Source organism: Prosthecobacter vanneervenii (assembly GCF_014203095.1).
Taxonomy (GTDB): domain Bacteria; phylum Verrucomicrobiota; class Verrucomicrobiia; order Verrucomicrobiales; family Verrucomicrobiaceae; genus Prosthecobacter; species Prosthecobacter vanneervenii.
The window spans coordinates 268,969-287,987 of record NZ_JACHIG010000006.1 but is presented as its reverse complement, the minus strand read 5'-3'; the positions used below and the strand labels follow the sequence as shown (position 1 = coordinate 287,987).

Annotated in this window: 9 protein-coding genes; 4 read left to right on the top strand and 5 right to left on the bottom strand. The window is 58.3% G+C overall.

Annotated elements, in window-relative coordinates; genetic code table 11:
* Window positions 1–52 precede the first annotated feature (52 nt).
* The 5 genes from HNQ65_RS15535 to HNQ65_RS15515 all read right to left on the bottom strand — a co-directional run bounded on the left by HNQ65_RS15535 (window position 53) and on the right by HNQ65_RS15515 (window position 10,153).
* The gene (locus tag HNQ65_RS15535) at window positions 53–1,468 is read right to left on the bottom strand and encodes a tubulin beta chain (protein WP_184340501.1); all 1,416 of its coding nucleotides are present in this window, start codon (window positions 1,466–1,468) and stop codon (window positions 53–55) included.
* 287 nt (window positions 1,469–1,755) lie between these two features.
* A complete protein-coding gene (locus HNQ65_RS15530; RefSeq protein ID WP_184340499.1) occupies window positions 1,756–4,260 on the bottom strand; it encodes a hypothetical protein in 2,505 nt (834 codons plus the stop codon).
* Between the two features lie 270 nt (window positions 4,261–4,530).
* Window positions 4,531–6,099: a hypothetical protein gene (locus HNQ65_RS15525; protein WP_184340498.1), complete on the bottom strand. Its 1,569-nt coding sequence runs from the start codon at window positions 6,097–6,099 to the stop codon at window positions 4,531–4,533.
* Window positions 6,100–6,172: 73 nt separating this feature from the next.
* Complete coding sequence (locus HNQ65_RS15520) at window positions 6,173–7,600, bottom strand: DUF1501 domain-containing protein (protein ID WP_184340497.1); 1,428 nt, start codon at window positions 7,598–7,600, stop codon at window positions 6,173–6,175.
* Window positions 7,601–7,624: 24 nt separating this feature from the next.
* The gene (locus HNQ65_RS15515) at window positions 7,625–10,153 is read right to left on the bottom strand and encodes a PSD1 and planctomycete cytochrome C domain-containing protein (RefSeq protein ID WP_184340496.1); all 2,529 of its coding nucleotides are present in this window, start codon (window positions 10,151–10,153) and stop codon (window positions 7,625–7,627) included.
* Window positions 10,154–10,283: 130 nt separating this feature from the next.
* On the opposite strand from HNQ65_RS15515, the gene HNQ65_RS15510 reads away from it, so the two are divergent.
* The 4 genes from HNQ65_RS15510 (at window position 10,284) to HNQ65_RS15495 (ending at window position 19,019) form a co-directional block, all read left to right on the top strand.
* Window positions 10,284–11,159 carry an alpha/beta hydrolase gene (locus tag HNQ65_RS15510; protein WP_184340495.1) on the top strand — a complete coding sequence of 292 codons (876 nt, stop codon included), beginning with the start codon at window positions 10,284–10,286 and terminating at the stop codon, window positions 11,157–11,159.
* Between the two features lie 250 nt (window positions 11,160–11,409).
* Entirely contained in the window at window positions 11,410–13,233 is a 1,824-nt protein-coding gene (locus HNQ65_RS15505) for a hypothetical protein (protein ID WP_184340494.1), read from the top strand.
* 6 nt (window positions 13,234–13,239) lie between these two features.
* A complete protein-coding gene (locus HNQ65_RS15500) occupies window positions 13,240–15,990 on the top strand; it encodes a GAP1-N2 domain-containing protein (RefSeq protein ID WP_184340493.1) in 2,751 nt (916 codons plus the stop codon).
* Window positions 15,987–19,019: a coiled-coil domain-containing protein gene (locus HNQ65_RS15495; RefSeq protein WP_184340491.1), complete on the top strand. Its 3,033-nt coding sequence runs from the start codon at window positions 15,987–15,989 to the stop codon at window positions 19,017–19,019. Before HNQ65_RS15500 ends, HNQ65_RS15495 begins: the two co-directional genes overlap by 4 nt.

Genomic DNA, 19,019 nt, shown 5'->3' with positions numbered 1-19,019 from the left:
GGTGTTCCTCCAAAAAAACGATGTTTGTCTGTCTGTTTCTGAATTGCTGTAATTAGGCGCGGCGGCGGTCCACGAGATCGCGCAGGCTCATGCCACTACGGCTGTCATCGGAGCTGGCGCTGCTGCGCGGATAGTCTGCTGAGCTGTCCTGTACTTTGGCCTTGGCACCGCTCTCCTCGGCCACCTGGTAGCTCTGGATGAGCTCCTGGGCGGAGGCGCGCAGGGCGTTGATCTGTTCTTCGGACATGCCCTCGTTGAGGTACCAGTTGGCGAAAGCCTTGCGCTGCCAGAGCTTGTCAAAGTTGTGGCAGATCCGGTCCAGCACACGGGCGATTTCCGTGTTGTTGGCCAGGAGCACCATGCTCTTGCGGTGAGAGATGCCCGCCTGCTCCACGTATCCAATCTTGAACGCCGTTGGGATCCAGTAGGTAAGCGGCAGTTGCTCGCGCATGGCGGCCAAGGCGGAGTCCGCCAGGGGCTTGTCCTCCATGATACCGCGGTAGAGCACTGCGGTGCTGAGAAAGCGGCCTTCCATCGGCGAGCAGGCGGCGAAGACTGAGCCATTGTCAAACAGGCTGCGAATCATTTCCTCGACGCCCATTTCTTCAAACTTGCTGCGGTCCGGAGGCGTCAGAGGCGCAAAGGAGCACATGAGGAAGTGCAGCGATGGCTGAGGCACCAGATTCGTGAGGAGCTCGCGCAGACTGATTTCTACCGTGAGGAAACCGCTGAAGCGCATGGATGCAGTCAGTCCGGCCAGAGCCTCTGTGATGAGCAGATTCAGGTCGTCCACCGTCGGGCTTTCGATGTTCCACTTGCGGTGGGCCAGTTCGAAGAGCGCCTCGTTGTCAAAGATGAGGCAGGCATCCGCAGCGCGGCGCAGGGTGTTGAGGGTGAAGACCGTGTTGTAAGGCTCCGTGACCACGGATGAGACCTGTGGAGAGGGAAGAACGGCGCAGCTCAGTACCGGGAACTCAGGATATTTCTCCTTGATGGACTCGATAAGAAGGGCACCGAAGCCGGAGCCGGAGCCACCACCCGTGGCGTGCAGCACAATAATGCCGCCCACGTTGTCACACTTGTCGATCTCGGAGTCCAGACGGCTCATCACTTCAGGCAGCACCTCACGGCCAGCGCCCAGGTAGCCGACAGCAAAGTTGCCGCCAGCACCTTCGGTACGGCTGATCAGATTGCCCGGATTAAAGAGAGAACCTGAGGTGGCTTTGATATTGTCAATGACGCTGGGCTCCAAGTCCACCATGACCGCACGAGGCACATAACTGCCGGAGGTGGACTCACCGAGTTTGGTGAAGAAGGCGCTCCAGTTTCCACGCGGGGCTTGTCCCTGAGCGGTCTGGCCTGTCATGGGATCGATGCCGTGCTCCTGACAGATGGTTTTCCAAAAAGAGGCGGCAATCTGATTGCCGGCCTGACCGATTGAAATGACGATTGTGTTGTTGACCTTCATCAGTCTCTCCTAGTTTTTCGCGGTTTCTATTATGATGTGTACTGCCTGCCAGTGACTTTATGGTGGGGATATGGAGCCGGTTTTGCCATGCCAGAGATCATCACCCGGCATTCCCGGACTGGTACAATCAAAGCGGCATCGTTTGCGGCGCACATCTCAACTAAGGCTACTTTTACCTGTGAGTTAATCCAGAGTCCAAGCAAATTCCGCCCTTTCGTGAGGAATCGCATTATGTAGCGAGCGAGGGGAAAAAAAGCACCTGGGGAGTATGACATCACGATGATTTCTTAGCGTTTGGACGGCATTGGTGATGCGGTGGACATGGCTGGCATCTGCCCCGTGCGGTGCTCCACATGCCCCTGCTTCATCCGGTCAATCTCTTCCTTGGATGGAAGGATGGCGCGTCGGATGGTCACCGGGTCTTTTTCTGGCGGCTTGCTGGCAGCAGGAGGTGCAGGTTGTGGATGAGTGGGCTGAGCTGTCACGGTGCTCACTGCGGCAGTGGTGGCTGCTACAGATGGTTTTTCAGCCTCGGGCTTAGTCACCATAGCTGGCACCTTTTCCAGAGCGGAGGCAGCGTCCAGCTTGGCTGGCGCTGGTGCCGCTCCAGCCACGGTGGCAGTGGAGGTAATGGTAGATTTTGGCGCAGCCTCCGCCATAGCCGGAACGGTATTTGCAGGTTTGCTGGATGCAGCCGCCACAGGTCCAGGCGCTTTTTCAGGCGCGGGCTTCGGTTTTGGCACCTCAGCAACTTTTGCGCTAGGTGGCCTGCTCGTCGGCGCAGCGGTCACAGCAGGGCCTTCAGGTTCGGCGGAAGATGCCGCTGATTGCGCCACTTGAGCAGGCTCGTTTTTGCCCCCCATGAGCATCCATGCACAGATGCCAATCACAACAGCGGCGGCTGCCGCCAAAGCACCTACGGGCAGGCTGCGTTTCTGCTGCATCAGAGGGTTGAAATCATGCGTCTTGATTCCGCGCTTGATGGGCGAGATCACCTCGTCCCCATCCATGGCGGAGTCGGCATCATTCGCATTCCAGTCATCGTCAAAATCCGAGACTGCACCGGCGCTTTCCATTTCCTCCAGCGCCACATTGCTTCCGCGCAGGCGGGTGGCCAGATCCACCGTGGGAGCAGAAAGAAGGCTTTCAAATTTATCGATGAAATCGCCTGGACTTGGCGTCTTGCCGGCGCGGCGTGTCATCTCCAGACAGTCGCGCACATACGTGGCTGCTGCATCCGGCACGGACTCGGGAAATTGGGGCACTCCGCCGCTCTGTCTTTCGCCGGTAAGGAGGTAGCCGGCCAGCGCCACAAAGGAGCGGTGGCGGAAGTCGCGGTTGAGCAGATGCTCCTCCTGGTGCTGCTGGTTTTCAGCCAGGTCCATGTCCACCAGCAGCGGCTCGTAGAGGCTGCGCATGGTCATGTGCGGACGCAGCTTGACCACAAAATTGGGCCAGGCATCCAGGCGCTTCTGCATCAGGCGCTCCAGTTCACGGGCCAGCAGAGGGCCATTTTTCCCTACTCTCAACAGAATATTGGAGGGGTGCAGGTCCACACGCTGGACGCCACACTCCACGGCCTGATCCAGACCAGCCCGGATCTGGCGCATGAGAACGATCACTTCTGCGGGATTTAGCGTGATACGCTCCGCCATGAGGCGGCTGAGCGCAAAGCCGGGCTCGCGCTCCTCAGTCAGAAAGGTCCAGTCCGGACTCTCCCACAGACTCAGGGAACGAAGAATATTGGGATGCCGCTCGGGATTGAAGCGCCACATCTGCAGCGGCACGGCCTCGTAACGAGTTTTGTCCACGATCCGAGAAGGCGGCAGCAGGTGCACTGTGATCTCTTGCGAGAGCTTCGTATTGATGGCCGGAATGGAGAAGGGATAGCGCCGAGCGGTCTCGACATCCTCCACACGAAAACGTGTTCCCAGAATGGTCTCGACAGGCACATTTTCGAGCAGGAGCTCCTGCAATTGAGACTGCGGCAGGAGTGCGGGATTCACCACTAGATGCTTGCGGAAATTGCGTGCCTTGATGTTGCTGGAAAGAGCGCTGAACGCCTCCCTAACGTCATCCCGCAGCTTCTCAATGGAGCCAGGTGCATTGGCTGGGTCCGTGAGAGCTGCACGCACTGCAGTCCGCAGCCCCATGGGCAGCTGCGTCAACGCAGGAAAGCGATCAGGATTTTCCCCTGCATAAGGCTGCCCTGTGAGCAGAAGAAAGATGAGTCGGCAAGTCTCGACCACCAGACGGGCGCCGCTCTGACCTTCAGTCCCAGCGTCCAATTGCGAAAGACCGTAATCAAACACGCGCAACTGGAGAAAGGTGTCCTCCAGTGTGGTGACGAGCACGCGATCCAGATGCATGCGGGAGACAAGCCTCTGAAAGCCTTGAAGCTGAAGCAGATCATCAAGCAGTTGATACACCAGTGCCAGCGCGGTGGCCGGGGCCACAGCTCCGCGCCGCTTCACGTAATCTTCGACAAACTCTCCGTCATTAAGGTTGCTGGTGTAATACACCATACCCTGATCTTCCCCCACCTCCAAAATGCGCATGAAGGCATGTCCGCGAATCTCCGAGGCCTGTCGCGCACGCTCAAAAGCGGACTTTTTCATCGCGACATCCAGGGTACTGCCGCCACGCAGCACATGCAGCTCCACCAACCGGGCGATCCGGTTGTCGAATGCCAGGAAGACGACCTCCTCCTTGGAACGCACCAATTCCACCGGCGCTCCACCGGTGCGATGCGCTACTGAAAGGCTGCCAAACTGCTGAAGCTCCTCAATCATAACGATGTAAATGAACCATATAAACCTGCCGCGTCCGAATAAAGATTTAGCGCCGCGTCCAAGCTCATATTATTCTCGAATCTAAGGGTTGTGGCTCAAAAATGCAAAGATTTTCTGAAAAGTCTGGTAATTTGACGACATATTTTAATCTTTCAGCCATATCATGGAAAAAATCCCCTCAACTAGTAATTTTATCAAATCCAGAAAATGCCAAAGCCACTCAAAAATGAGATATTGGCATTTTTGAAACTCACCCCCCTCTCTCTCCAACTACTTCATGTGGGGGGGCTTTAGTGACACCATGTGCGAGGTTACATCATGCGCAATAATCATGCCGAGACGCTTCTTCTCATCTGCGGACCATGAATACGATGGATCTGCCAGGGCTTCCCGGGCTACGGCCTTGATCTCATCGGCGTTGGAGGAGCCGGGGTAGAGCAACAGCTCCCAAAGGGAAATAGCATCCGCCTTCACCCTCTTGAGCAATTGGTAACACACCTGTCTGCGCACCTCGGCATCATTAGGTGGATCTAGATGCAGCCAGACTAGAAGCTGCATATACTGCGAACTCTCGAAGGGCATCTCTTTACCTCTGCCGGTGAGTGTTTCTTCATTCTCACTCCAGCTCCCAGTTTTAGCCTTGTCATGCTGGGGAGTGTATAGCGCGAGTTCAGCAGCCTTTTGCTTCAGGGTATCGTTGCGCCAAGCGGTCAGCTCTGCCTGAGTCGTTATGTCCGCCCGCGGCTTGAGGGTATCCAGAATGCGCACCACAAATTCACGTGGCAGAACAAGCACGGTCAGGATCATGGCCAGACAGCCGCAGAACCAAGGCAGAAGAAAACGTGCCAGCGGCGTGGCCTGTGGATGGGGGCGAAACTCCCGATTTGCGAGGTCCTGCTGCGATGGCGGCGCTTCCACAGGAGTGCGGATGGCAAACGGGCTTTCCGCCTTGTCCTGCTCAGGCTTACGGACAGACTGCGCCAGTTTGTCCTGAGCCTGGGCAAACTTCATGGCCAGCCCCCACCAGCATTGGGGAAGGATTGCTTTATAGAGATCAGCTCCTTCAGCATCCGCCGTCAGCCATTCAGAAAGATGGTCGAGTGCCTCAAGTTCCGCTTTGTTATGCCAACTCCAAGCTGTCTTGGGTCTGCGCAGGCGCAGATCCCAGAAATCACGCTCGTCCTGGGCGGCGCTGCACACAACCCGTCCGGCGGCCAGCCATCGCCGGGCATCCGCCAGCGGCTCCTGGTGCTCTTCTGTGGCAAGAGGCTGCGCGGCATTGAAAAGCTGCTCAGCGCGCGAGAAACGCGTGACAGCCAGCGTGGCCGCTAGAGCCAGCATAATATCCACCGAGTGTACATTCTTGGCAGCGTGGGATGCCACGATGGCATCTGCGAGACGAGAAAGTCGATGCGTCTCTCCGCGTGCCGCCCAGCGAGAAGCCACCATGCACGTCACGCTAACCTCCCCGCTGCTCATTTCGATGACGAGATCCGGGATGCGAGCCATTTCTGCCAGCTGATCCTCATCTTCCTCGAACATCTCGGCGATGAGCCGGCTGCTGACTGCCGCCCATTCAGGTTTGGCAAAGGCCTGGCAGCAAAAAGCGTCGAAATGCCCGGGCACGGCCACTTTGTTCACCACGGCGCGTAGAAGCCCCCTGGCGGAGCTGCGCAGTTCCTCAGGCAATTCGGCTTCTATCAGCGTTTCCAAGCGCCGTGCAGCCTCCGAAACAGGAACCTCGGCCTCCGCACCACCAGAAGTCATATCGCCGGAAGAATCGCCCAGATCGAGACTGGGAGACATCTGCAAGTCGAGTTCTGAGGCGCGGTTACCCATTGGCTGCGCCATTGATAAGGCCAATCACGACCATTGCAACGCATGCGTCACAAGAGAGGACAAAACTAAGGCTTCATACCATGATCTCCCTGGCCACCGTGCCGTAAACATCTGTCAGGCGGAAGTCACGGCCTGCATAGCGGTAGGTAAGACGCTCGTGATCAAGGCCCAGCAGCGCCAGCACTGTGGCGTGCCAGTCATGCACGTGCATCTTGTTCAGCACGGCCTCGTAGCCGTAGTCATCCGTCATGCCGTAGTTCATCCCGCCTTTCACCCCGCCGCCGGCCATCCACATGGAGAAGCCCTTGTTGTTGTGATCGCGTCCGTCTTCACCCTGGCTATGGGGGGTGCGGCCAAACTCACCTCCCCAGATGACCAGCGTGTCTTTGAGAAGTCCGCGCTGCTTGAGGTCGGTGAGCAGGCCCGCGATAGGCTTGTCAATCGCCGCCGTGTTGCGCTCCAGCGAAGCCTTGAGGTTGGTGTGCTGGTCCCAATTGCCATTGGTGATTTCGATGAATCGCACGCCGGCCTCGACAAACTTGCGTGCCATGAGGCACTGCTTGCCAAAGGTGTCCGTCTCCTGATCGTCGATGCCGTAGAGCGCCTTGGTGGCGGCGGTCTCCTTGCTTAGATCCATGACTTTCGGAACCTCCGCCTGCATGCGGAAGGCCAGCTCGTAGGACTCGATCACCCCTTCCACCTCGGGGCTCACGCCGCCGTCGAGCTGCATGCGCGACCTGTTGAGCGCCTGCACCAGATCCAACTGCGTGCGTTGCTCCTCGGTGCTGTAACGGTCGTTCTTGATATTGGCCACAGTGGACTGCGGAGCCATGCCGCCAAATCGACGCCCCTGGCCACCGCCCGGAAAGCCGCCTCCGCCGATCTTAGTGCCTTGGTAGATGGCAGGCAGGAAGGCGCTGCCATAGGTGCGCGTGGCATTCGCAGGTGGATTCACCGTGATGAAGCCGGGCAGGTTTTCATTGAGCGTGCCAAGGCCATACAATGCCCAGGAGCCCAGGGATGGGCGCACAAACTGCGTGGTGCCGGTATGCAGCTGCGAAAAGGCCTGCGGATGTGCCGGCAGGTCTGTGGCCATGGAGTTGAGGATGCACATCTCATCGGCGTGCTTTCCCAGATTGGGGAAGAGTTCGGAAATGTAGAGGCCGCTTTTGCCATTGCGGGTGAATTTCCAGGGAGAGCCCATCAGCTTGGCCGTGCCGTAGCGGCCTGCGGCTGACGGAGCGTTTTTGCCGGAATCGGCCGCCAGTTTGGGCTTGTAGTCAAAGGTGTCCACGTGGGAGGGCGCCCCCTGCATGCAGAGAAAGATCACGTGTTTGGCGCGAGCGGTAAAGTGGGGTGCCTTGGGGGCCAGCGGGCCTGCGGCAGTCTGCTGTGCAGCACGCAGCACCTGCTGCTGAGCCAGCGCGGCAAAGGCCAGGTAGCCAAAGCCGCTGGAGCTGGTCTTCAAAAACTCGCGCCGTGAAAAGGGGGTCGTGTTCATGATGTTGCGTGGGTGAGATGGGGATCAGTTCAGGTAGCGAAACTCGGCGCTGGCGATCAGGCTCTGGCAGAAAGCGGACAGTGCGGCAAACTCGGAGCGGTCGCGGGAATCCTTGTTGTTGCCGCCGCTTTTGGCCACCTGCTGCTGGAAGCGCATCCAGAAGTTGCTGATGGCGCTCTTCTCCTGCGTGGTGGGTTCACGTCCAAAGGCTAGCTCGTAGGCATAGCTCAGGCGCTCGGCGGAACTGCCCTTGTACTGGGCGATGCGTTGCGCAAACGCATCCGCCGCATTTTGAGCCTGCGAATTGTTCAGCAGGTAGAGGCTCTGCGAGGGCACATTGGTAGTGTCGCGGTCACCGTTGACGAGACTGGCATCCGGGAAATCAAAGACAGAGAGCATCTCGGGAATCTGGTCGCGGATGATCGGGATGTAGATGGAGCGGTAGTTGTAGGGTTTGTTGCTGAGGTCTCCGCGCATAGCGGAGAACATGCCCTGACGCCCCTCGCCCATCAGCGCCACGGGTGAGCCATCCACGGGGTAGAAGTTGAGTTTGCCTCCCACGGCCAACATGGCATCGCGGATAGCCTCGGCATCCAGGCGGCGCTGATTCATGCGCCAGTGGTATTTGTTATCAGGGTCGTGGGCGTAGTTTGCCGCATCATAGGTTGAGCCCATCTGGTAAACACGGCTCAGCATGATCTCACGGATGAGCTTTTTCACCGACCAGCCGTTTTCCATGAAAGTGACCGCCAGGTAGTCCAGCAGTTCCGGATGCGTTGGCTTCTGGCCCATGGTGCCAAAGTTGTCCGGCGTAGGCACGATGCCGGCGCCCATGAGCTTCAGCCACACGCGATTGGCCATCACGCGGGCGGTCAGGGGATTGTCTTTGGAGGCAATCCAGAAGGCCAGGTCCAGGCGGCCGCTGCCGCTCTGCGGACTGATGTTCAGCGGTTCGCCCTTGGCACACAGTACCTCCACGAGGCCGCGTGGCACCACATCTCCGGGCTGCTTGATGTCTCCACGCACGAGTATTGGGCTGTTGATGGGATTGGGGCGGTCCAGCACTCCCATGGCCAGGGTGCGCGGCGTGCCGTCATCATTAAACAAATCCATGTCTGCTTTGATCTCCGCTGCACGGTCGCGCGATCCACGCACACGCAGGAAGGTGTTAACGCCCGCCTTCGTACGCTGCTCCGCAGTCATGGAGAAAACCTCCCGCTGCATTTCTGCGGCAGATGTCTGAGCCCGCTCGTAGCTGGTTTTCAACTCGGCCACCTCGGCGCGTGAGATGCGTGATACGGCACTCGTCTGCTCCGCTGCACGATCCAGCTCAATCAGCCCAGCCGTGTTGTTGTTTTGGAGCTGCTCGTAGGTGCCGAACAAAGTCTCGCTGCTCAGGAAGATGCCCGCAAGGGCGTAATAGTCACGCTGCGTCACGGGATCAAACTTGTGGTCATGGCAGCGCGCACAGGCCAGAGTGAGTCCCAGCATGGACTGTGACACCGCATCGATCTGTTCATCTACCAGATCCATGGCGAACTGGCGACGATCACGGTTGTTGTGCCCCTTCGAGCCGATGGCCAGGAAGCCTGTGGCCACGATCTTGCTAGCTTGGTCGCGCTTGTTGTCAAACTTCAGCAGGTCTCCTGCGATCTGCTCTTTGAGAAACTGATCGTAAGGCTTGTCCTTCTTGAATGACTCAATGACATAATCACGGTAACGCCAGGCGTGCGGGTAGAGCACGTTCACCTCCTTGCCGCTGCTTTCCGCATAGCGCGCCACATCCAGCCAGTGCCGTGCCCAGCGTTCGCCGTAGCGCTCAGAGTCCAGATACATGTCCACCACGCGTTTCACCGCATCAGGGGACTGGTCTGCCACAAAGGTGCGCACTTCATCCGGCGTCGGCGGCAGGCCCGTGAGATCAAAGGCGATGCGGCGAATCAGCGTGGGCCTGTCGGCATCGCGCACAGGATGCACGCCATTGGCCTCCATGCCCGCCAGCACAAACTGGTCGATCGGCGTTTTGGCCCATCCATCGGTCTTCACCGCCGGGGGATCTTGCTTCACCGGCTTCTGAAAGGACCAGTGCTTCCTTCCTTCGTCCATGTCGATCACGCGCTTGCCGCCACTGGCGTTGGCCACCTTGTTTTCACGCGGGTCTGGCGCGCCCATCTCGATCCACTTTTTAAAATTGGCGATCACCTCGTCCGGGAGCTTCTGCTTGGGCGGCATCTGCATGTCATCGTTCTTCCAGGTCATGGCCTCATAGATGCTGCTCTGCGCCACACTGCCCGGGGTCACCCCCGGATGCCCGGATTCCCCGCCCAGCAGCGTGGCCTGCTTGGTATCCAGCGTCAGGCCGCCTTTGACCTTGGCCGTGGGCTCGCTGGAGTGGCACTTGTAGCAGGACTGCACCAGGACGGGGCGGATGTTTTTCTCAAAGAACTGCAGCTGATCTGGCGTGATTCCAGCATGAGCCGTCTCTGCTGCGGTGTCGGCAGCAAGCGGAGCCAGAGGGGCCAGCAGGATCATGGAGAGGGTCAGGGTCTTCATGGTGGAGTGAAGCTCTGTAACACCCTGCTGTTGAAAAGGTTTCTCCAAACCTGTCCACGCCATCATCCGCCACTGAAACTCCCTGCCCGCGTGGGCCTTTAGAACCAGCGCTTTCTCATTTCATCACCTCATGCGCCACCTCATTGCCTCCCTGCTACTGCTCGCCACCGCTCATGCCGCCGAACTTGCCATCCCGGACAACGTGACCTTCACGCGTGACATCGAGTTTTCCAACCCCGACAACCAGCACCTGCAGGTGAACCTGGCGCAGCCAAAGGAAGGCCAGGGCCCCTTCCCTGCCATCGTCTGTATTCATGGAGGTGGCTTCCGAGCAGGCAAGCGCGAGGGCTACGACAAGCTCCTGCTCACCCTCGCGCAGCACGGCTATGTGGCCATCACCGTCACCTACCGCCTGGCACCCGCCTATCCCTTCCCCGCTGCCATACATGACTGCAAGGCCGCCGTACGCTGGCTGCGGGCCAACGCCGCTATGTATCACGTGGACCCCGCGCGCATCGGAGCCATGGGCGGCTCCGCCGGCGGGCACTTGGCGCAGTTCCTCGGGGTCACGGCGGGGGTGCCCCAGTTTGAGGGTGAAGGCGGCAACCCAGGCCAAAGCAGCGCCGTGAGCTGTGTGGTCAATTTCTACGGTCCGAGCGATTTCACCAAAAGCTACGACAAAAGCGTGGATGCCAAAGACGTGCTGCCGCTCTTTCTCGGCGGCGACCTCAGCACCAAGCGCAAGGAGCACATCATCAGCAGCCCTCTCTATTGGGTGACACCCAATGCGGCCCCCACACTCTACCTGCATGGCACGGCGGATGAATACGTGGCCTTTGAGCAGGCCTCTTGGATCGTGGACAAGCTCAAGGCCGCCAGTGTCGAAGCCGAACTCATTGCCTTCGAAGGCGCGGGCCACGGACTCAAAGGCGTGCCGCTGGAGAAGACCGAGAGCCCTATGATCGCGTTCTTCGACAAGCACTTGAAACCTGCGGGGGCAAAATAGGCATAATGCAGAGCCGCGACGCTTCGACATGCGGCCAAAAAATCAGAAAGCCCTAAATTGCTTTATCAATTTTCCTGATCAACTCATTGCAGACTGCTTATTGCCCATGACAGTTCAGATGAGTCATGCTCCATACAAGCACGTTCCATTAGAAAAAGTCTAAGCAAGCTTCTTTGAAAGCACCTAACACCCAACTCTCTCGATAAAGCAGCTGCCCATGATCAACGGTAACCACTCCCCCATTTGCATTTTGAACTGCGTCACCGGAGACCGCGCCATTTTTAAAGATGGCAGCTACATGATTGGTGCATCAAGGCAGGCAGACTTCCAGCTTAGCTCTCCGCATTGTCCCCAAGTTCTGTGCAAGGTGACCAAGACCGGACAGGCCGTGGACTTTCAGTTCAGCGGCGCTGTGAAGATTGATGGCGCAGAATCCACCCACTTCCGATCCATGCCCGGAGACGAACACACCGTGGCGGGATACGGCCAGTTGCTGGCCTTCAAGCACGGAACCGACGCCAGCCAGTGGCTGGCACAGGGCCAGGAAAACACCTGGCACGTTTATAACAGCGAGCAGCATGACTGGAACGGCCCGTTCGGGCCGGAGTTTTTGAGGAGCTGGCTGGCTCAATTTTCAGCCAATGCGCGCAAACAACTGCTGCTGGTGCCCACCGGCTTGGAACAAATGGGGTTCTATGTGCATGACGCCATGGACATCCTCAAAATACCGCCTCCCTCGACCCTGCCCGCGCATAAAGCGGCCTGGTTTGAACGATACAGCGGTGCTGAAGAAGCTCCACCGCCAGCGCAGCAGATGCAGAGCTCCCAACGTGCGTCTGCGGAGCCCGAGATGAAGGTGGCTGAGGTGAACAGCGAGTATGGGGAGTTCACCTGCCCCATCTGCTGGTTCAAATTTGACCGTGGCGATGCCATGAACATAGCGGTGCACAACAGCCTGCGCGGCGATCCGCTCCTCGGGGAGGAGGCCATGCAGCGCTTTAATGCCACACGCTTCAATGACCGCGGTCAGGCACTGGATGCCATGGGGCTGGCCACATCGGAGCAGGCCTGTCCGCACTGCCGCCGAAAGCTCCCGCCCGGATTCCTGGATCAACCGCACCACATATTCTCCATTGTGGGCGCCCCCTCCTCTGGGAAGTCCTACTACCTCAGCGTGTTGATCAAGGTGCTGCAAAACTCGTTGTTCCAAAACTTCGGCATCACCTTCCGCGACTCTGATCCCTCGGCGAACGTCATCCTCACCCAGATGAAGACGCAGCTGTTTTCGGCCTCGACTCCTCAAGAGGCTTTTCTGGCAAAGACCGACCTGGAAGGTGCCCTCTATGAGACCCTGCCGCGCCAGGGCCGGAAAGTGCGTCTGCCAAAGCCTTTCATTTTCAAGCTCTCTAATCCCGCCACCCCCGAGAACAGCTTCTCCATGGTTTTTTATGACAATGCGGGCGAGCATTTTGAACCCACTCGAAACAGCGCCGACTCCCCTGGCGCGCAGCATATCGCCGTGGCTTCGGGCATTTTCTTCCTTTTTGATCCGCTGCATAACAGCGAGTTCCGCGCCATGATGAAAGGTGTGACTGATCCTCAGATCAAAAACCACCGCATTGATCAGCAGGATGTCATTCTGGCCGAGACCGAAGTCCGCATCAAAAGCCTGCTCGGCATGGATTCACGCCAGCGAGTCGCCACGCCACTGGCCGTGATGGTGGGCAAGTATGACACCTGGGCACCCCTGCTTGGCAAACAACCGCTGCTACCAGCAGTGGAGGACGGCAGGATCAGCCAGGAAAACATTCAAAAGAACTCTGAGCGCATCCGAACCTTCATGGTGCGGGTTTGCCCCTCCATCGTTGCCAATGCTGAGGCCATCTCTTCTAATGTCTGCTACTTCGCAGTCAGCCCGCTGGGCTGCTCACCGGTGGAGTTTCTTGACCACGAAGGCACAACTCGTATCGGCCCGGATCCGAAACAACTGAACCCCAAGCACGTGGAAGGCCCCACGCTTTGGGTGCTGACGCAGACGACGCCAGAAATGATCCCATCCACTCCAGTACATTGATCTCTCATGGCCTGGCAACTCATCTATACCAGCGCGCCGAGGCTGCTCGAGGCGGGGCGCACTGGCTTTGGCACGGTGGCTCGCCACCGCGCCGTGAGCGGCATGCTGGCCTCCTCTGTTGAACGCTTCAGCCAGTTCGCACGCCTGCCAGGTCATGACCCACGGCGCATCATCTACGCCTGCCGCATTCTGACGGTGGGCTCGGGCAGCTATCATGTGCTGAGTTGTCTGCAGGATGCCGGCTCTGACTACACCGGACGCACCAACCACATCGCCCATCACCTGATCGTCGAGCCGCGCGAGGCACGCACCCTCGCCGCAGCTGGCATCACGCCAGCAGATGTGCTGCATGGCATGCACTGGCGTCGTTCATGGACAGATGGCCCGCGCTACCTTGATGCCGCAGAAGAGGTGGACCTGTCGGCATTCAAAGCACCGGCCTCTCACTCTTGGTCTTCGATCACAGGCAGCCAGGCCTCTGCTGGCATCCTGTGGTCGCGCGATGTCCTCAAAGGCTGCTACCTTATCACCCCTGCCGGAGTTAACACCCTTGAGCTGTTCCAAGAATCACTGCAGCAAGAAACTGCCCAGGCCTGGCAGTGCAGGTTTACCACCTGCTTGGAACCCACAGATGACCCTGCAGATTTCCGCTGGATAGCTCTGCCAGATTCATCACCACTGCGCTCCCAGGTGGAGAACTCCAGCCGGACGCTGCTGGATCTCACCAATCCGTCCACACTGCCTCTCCCCCCGGAACCAGAGCAGCAGCCAGTGAGCCCCGAAAGCACTGCCCTGCCCCCACCGCAAGCATCGTTCCCGCTTCCTGCCGCGCAGCAGAAAAAAGTGCACCAGGAGAGCCCCGCATCTCAAACAGCCAGCACCTTGGGCAATTGGGCTCCAGAATCGAACCAGAAACGGACTGCGGCCAAGGGCAAAAACTATATTGGTTTTTCACTTCTGGTGGCTGCCGTGCTCATCTTGATTGTGGGCGGAGGACTGATTCTCAAATTCCATCACCAGAAGCAGCAGCATCTGGCCGAGGATGCCTATGTCAGCGCCATCGCCAAAACATGGCAGGAATACGATCTGCTGCTGGATGACACACGGAAATTTCTCGAAAGCCAGACCAGCTGGGAGACAGGACAGTCGCTGCTGCAGTCTCACCGTGACTTTTTCCAGGGCATGCGCAAAGTGCTCAACCAACCAGAAGAGCAGATCGATCTGCCTCTGCCTAATGAAAACCGGGATGATCTCAGAAGCTTCTCTCTCCTGCTGAAAGAATGGACGGCTCTCCACAATGATCCGTGGAGCCACCTCCGCCCCGACCAAGGCCCATTGCAGGCCGCGAAGATAAACGAGACCCTTGGTAAATGGCAGGAAGCACGTGCCAAGCTGTGGAGACAGCTGCGCGCATATGTGAGTCTGAAAATCAGCCCTCCTCCAGCAGATGCCTTGATCAAAAAGCTGAAGGAAATAGCCAAGGACTCTCTGCGTAGTACGCCCCCGGCACAGAACAGTCGAAGAGAATGGGAGCAGCTTTTCGAACTCACCGAAGAAGGCTCCGTCCCGGTGGATGCCGAGGTGAAAAAATGGCTGACTACATGGGCAGCTTTGGATGGCCCCGGCGGCTATGCGTCAGCGCAGCAGACCCTTGCAGACATGTCTCTCCCCGAGTGGCTGCGCGCCTTGGCAGCAGGAGTCAAACCTCCTGCCATGCGCGTGGCCGTAGCCTCAGGAAGTACCAAGCCTGCTGGGAAAGAAAAACCTAAACTGGCGGCACCTGTGGAAGATGCAGATTCCCCCACAGGCACCTCTCCCATTTTTATCCATCTACTGCAGTCTGGGGAAGCTGCCGCTGGCAAGATTACTGGATTGCCTGTGGAAGCCGGCATGCAGCTCTACGTGGGAGCGAGCCGGGATGCCCATCCCCCCCCTGATGGCAAGACTGAAACCAAGGACGGCGAACTGAAGAGGTGGGCACTCATTAGTCTGGATGGCCGGAATGACCTCATGTTTGGGCCAAAGATCACTGCCGCGGCGGTGGACACGCTGACATTTTCTGAAACGGGAAGCCTCACCTCGCTGCCGGAGTCTTATAGCCTGTCTCCTGACGGCATCAGGATGGTGGCTCGCGACAAGGATGGCATGAAGGTCCTTTTCGATCTGCGTATTCTGCCTTTGAGCAGCACGGCTACCAGACCCGTCTTTGCCCGGGTCATTGAAGCCACTGCAGACAACGCCACCACGACAACACTGAACCTGCCCGCAGGTTTTCTGGGACGACTGCACCTGGCTGGCGCCTCGGCTCCTGAGTACTCGCTGCGGCGTGAAGGTTCTTTCTCCGAACAGAAGATCTTCTCTTTGCGAAAATCTGGAGACTCCAATTTTGAGGTGATGCCGCCGCAGATGCAGTCTTCCTTCGCACTCGAACGAAACGGCCTAGAACGACAGATCAAGGAACTGGAGGCAGGAATCGTCAAAGACAACGCCGACCTAGCCGCTCTGGAAACGTCGAAAGCCACGGCCCGGGAAAAGGACATCAGGAGAGACAACTACACGAAAGCCAGAAGCGACAAGGAGATCAAGCTGCGGACGCTACAGGACAGGCTGCAGAGCATCTCAGGCCCGTCCGCCGTGCATTTCGACCTCATGCCAGGAGATTACACGCTCGTCGTTGCAACGCCCGACAAGGTCGAACTATGTAAGCTGAGAGTCATACCTGCAGCCACGTCTAATTCCAAACCCGTCAACCCGTGAAACCTCTTCCACAAGCCATCCAGGCCATTCGTGCCGCCTTGAAAGAGGAAATGCCTCCTTCAGCTTTGACGGATGCTGCTTTCGTCTATGCTCAGAACTGCACGGATGCGGAGCGCAGGCTGGACCGCGTCAGCGCCATGCTGCAAAAAGGCAGCGATTATCAGGCCCTTCAAGTGGCCGAGGAAGAACCGCCCCTGCTGGACCTCGTTGCTGCGCTTAGCTTTGGCGAGGAAAAGAACTGGCAGATTTACTGCGAGACCCATGGTCTCAAAGCGGCTCCTCGCCTGGACGCGAACTCCGTGTGCGAGTTGGAGGCCCTTTACGCAAAGGGCATTTCGGCGAATCATCCGCTCTATAAGGATTTTCGTGCCGCCGTGCTGTCCCGCGACGATGAAAAGTCCATCCGCATAATCAGGACAATCCTCAAGCTCAACCCTCAGGATGACAACGCCCAAAAGGAGCTGCAGCGCCTGGAGAACAAGGCGCTGCAGGAAAAGATGGACGAACTGCGCGAGGCGCTGAAAACAGATGATGAGGAGTGCATTGCCACCCTGACGGAAAGCATCAAAGCCATGGCTCCGCCTTCCAAGCTGGAGCGGTTGGATGTCTTCCAGCAAGGAGAAGACGTGCGCGCCGCCCTGCGGCGCAGGCAGGCGGAAGCACATGTGCCAGACACGCTCGCTGTCATCCAAAAAATGAAAGCTGAGGGCCAATGGCGGCAGGTGGGCCAGATGCTCGCAGATCTCGACTCTCTTTTCAAAGAGCATGGACTGGTGCCAGCGGATGATGGCCAGCAGAGCGTCATCGCAGAGCTGACGCAGTACCATGCCAAGTCAAAAGCTGCGGATGAAAAGCAGCACAACTTTGAGCGTACGCTGAAAGGATTCCTCTCTTTCGTGCAGGAAGTGGAGACCCGGCTGCTTACAGGCTCCGGAGTGACCTACGAGGAGATCGCGGAGAAGGACGAAACCTTCGTCAAGCGATGGAAGGAACTTGAGGGCTACCACCTGCCAGTGGAAGCGGAATCTCTAAACCGGCTGCGTGCCGCAGGCCATGAACTCCGAGCCCGCCTGGAGGGCATGCAGCGCGGCATGCGCCTGCGCAGCATGGCGCTGGCCGCCGGAACACTGGCAGTGCTATGCTGCGTCTCCGCCGTTGGCCTGCACGCCTGGAAGGCTTGGACGCTTACCCAAGAGCTGGCCTCGTATCAGAGCAAGGAAAACACCGGGGCGGCGGAAGACCTGATCAAAACGCTGCGCAAAGATGAGGATCTGCTGCTTCGCTGGCCCTACCTGCAGGCGAAGATCGAGGAGGTGAACTCCTGGGCCTCCAAAAGCCGTGGCATCGACAAACAGGCGGAAGATGCCCTGCTGGCGCTGGAGAAATCATTCAGTGGAGACAGCACCAGCCTGCCTCCCGTGAAGTTGCTGCGCCAGCTGGATGACGCCGAAGCTCTCGTCAAACAACTGGGTGGCGACCTGGCCGCGTCGCCCAGAAATCGCCTGGCGGCGCTCAAGACCAAAGCGGACTTGCACCTGGCCGCGACTCTGAAGCAGCTTACGGCCAGCACGACCACCACCCTCACAGAGCTGGAACAGCGCAGCGCCAGCGAACTTACCCATGAGAAGCTGACAACCAGCATCAGCACCAGCATCAAAGGCATAGAGCAGCAGCTCAAGCCGCTCGAAGCCCTTCTCAAGCCTGAGGTGCCAGCGCTCACACTGCCCGCCGATCTGAGCAGCCGCATTCGCGCACTCCGCCAGCAGACAGACACCTTCCAAAAGGATCTGAGTTCTTTCGCGGACCTCCGCGCAGAAACGGCTCGCGCCACTACGTTGGAAGACTACCGAAAGGCCATCGCCAAGTGGCAGGCCGTCAAATTTGCCGAAGCCGCGGCATCTCTGAAAATGCTGGACACCATGCCTGGCGAAAAAGCGTTTCAGGCAGCCCTTTTCACTGGAGGAGACCTGGAGGTATTGCAGGCAATCTTGGATGACAAATCAGGCCGCCAAATGGTGCCAGACACCCTGCTGGGCTCCGAACTGAAAACGATCCTGGGCCTGCTGCACGATGAGTTTCTCAACAACATCTTTGAAAACACAATAACTCATTACTCCAGCAAAAAGCCCAACTCCACCTACTGGTCTGTAGGCAAGCCGGAACAATCCATCGTAGGCAGTTCCACACGCTGGAGCGCCAAGTTTTATGAGCCGGACATCACCCAAACTTCCGTTCTTTTCATTCAGAGAAGTCTGACCCGCGTTGGCATTTTAGGCGAATATCAGGGAGACGCCGTGCTCAACTCCCGCCTTAGCCAGGCCAGTGAGATGATGAACCAGCTCGCGCTCAACCGCGTGACAGACGAGAAGGGCGAACGAATGTACAAGACCATCCAGGAAGTGTGCGACAGGCTGGTGCAAGACACGCACGACGCGCCTTTGGCCAAAGCCTGCGTACTCTTGAAACTGGAAAGCATGATGCTGCTGCGCCCGCGTGACTGGGGCCTGCACTACAGCCCCAGCCTACAGCAGGACCTGCAAAAGCTGCACCAGATTCTGGCAAACAGCCCCCTGCGTAGCGAGGACTGGCTGGTGGAGTCGAGCCGCAAAAAATGGACAGTTCCACTAAGCGAGTTTTTTGCCGCTTGCAAAAAACGCACTTATCAGACGGAAGCCAACGCCCACAGGACCTACCTGCGTGCCGCCATCACCGCTGGGCTGAAATTTGCCGGTTATGTGGAATCAGACTTAACCCTCTCCCTAAATCAACAGGGGCGCGGTGCTGCAGAGCTTTGGGTTCTGGGCAAAGAAGGCGGCAAGCCGCTGATGGTGGCCAACCCATCCCCCGCCGGCTCCTCCACATTCAGCCATATTTCCGCTCCAGGCGCTTTGCCACTCAGCCCTGTTTTCTACGTGCCCGCAGACCGGCAGGCCCTGCTGCGACAATACAAAGAGGCACTCTCAGCCTCAGGAACTGGATCAGATCTCAAGCCCTTTTCTGGCGAATCCCTTTTCCTAACCCAGCCCTGA

What these genes read in the sequence shown, in the direction of transcription:
- HNQ65_RS15535 (WP_184340501.1), bottom strand. Translation starts at nt 1,468, where the DNA reads ATGAAGGTCAACAACACAATCGTCATTTCAATCGGTCAGGCCGGCAAT.
- HNQ65_RS15530 (WP_184340499.1), bottom strand. Translation starts at nt 4,260, where the DNA reads ATGATTGAGGAGCTTCAGCAGTTTGGCAGCCTTTCAGTAGCGCATCGC.
- HNQ65_RS15525 (WP_184340498.1), bottom strand. Translation starts at nt 6,099, where the DNA reads ATGGGTAACCGCGCCTCAGAACTCGACTTGCAGATGTCTCCCAGTCTC.
- HNQ65_RS15520 (WP_184340497.1), bottom strand. Translation starts at nt 7,600, where the DNA reads ATGAACACGACCCCCTTTTCACGGCGCGAGTTTTTGAAGACCAGCTCC.
- HNQ65_RS15515 (WP_184340496.1), bottom strand. Translation starts at nt 10,153, where the DNA reads ATGAAGACCCTGACCCTCTCCATGATCCTGCTGGCCCCTCTGGCTCCG.
- HNQ65_RS15510 (WP_184340495.1), top strand. Translation starts at nt 10,284, where the DNA reads ATGCGCCACCTCATTGCCTCCCTGCTACTGCTCGCCACCGCTCATGCC.
- HNQ65_RS15500 (WP_184340493.1), top strand. Translation starts at nt 13,240, where the DNA reads ATGGCCTGGCAACTCATCTATACCAGCGCGCCGAGGCTGCTCGAGGCG.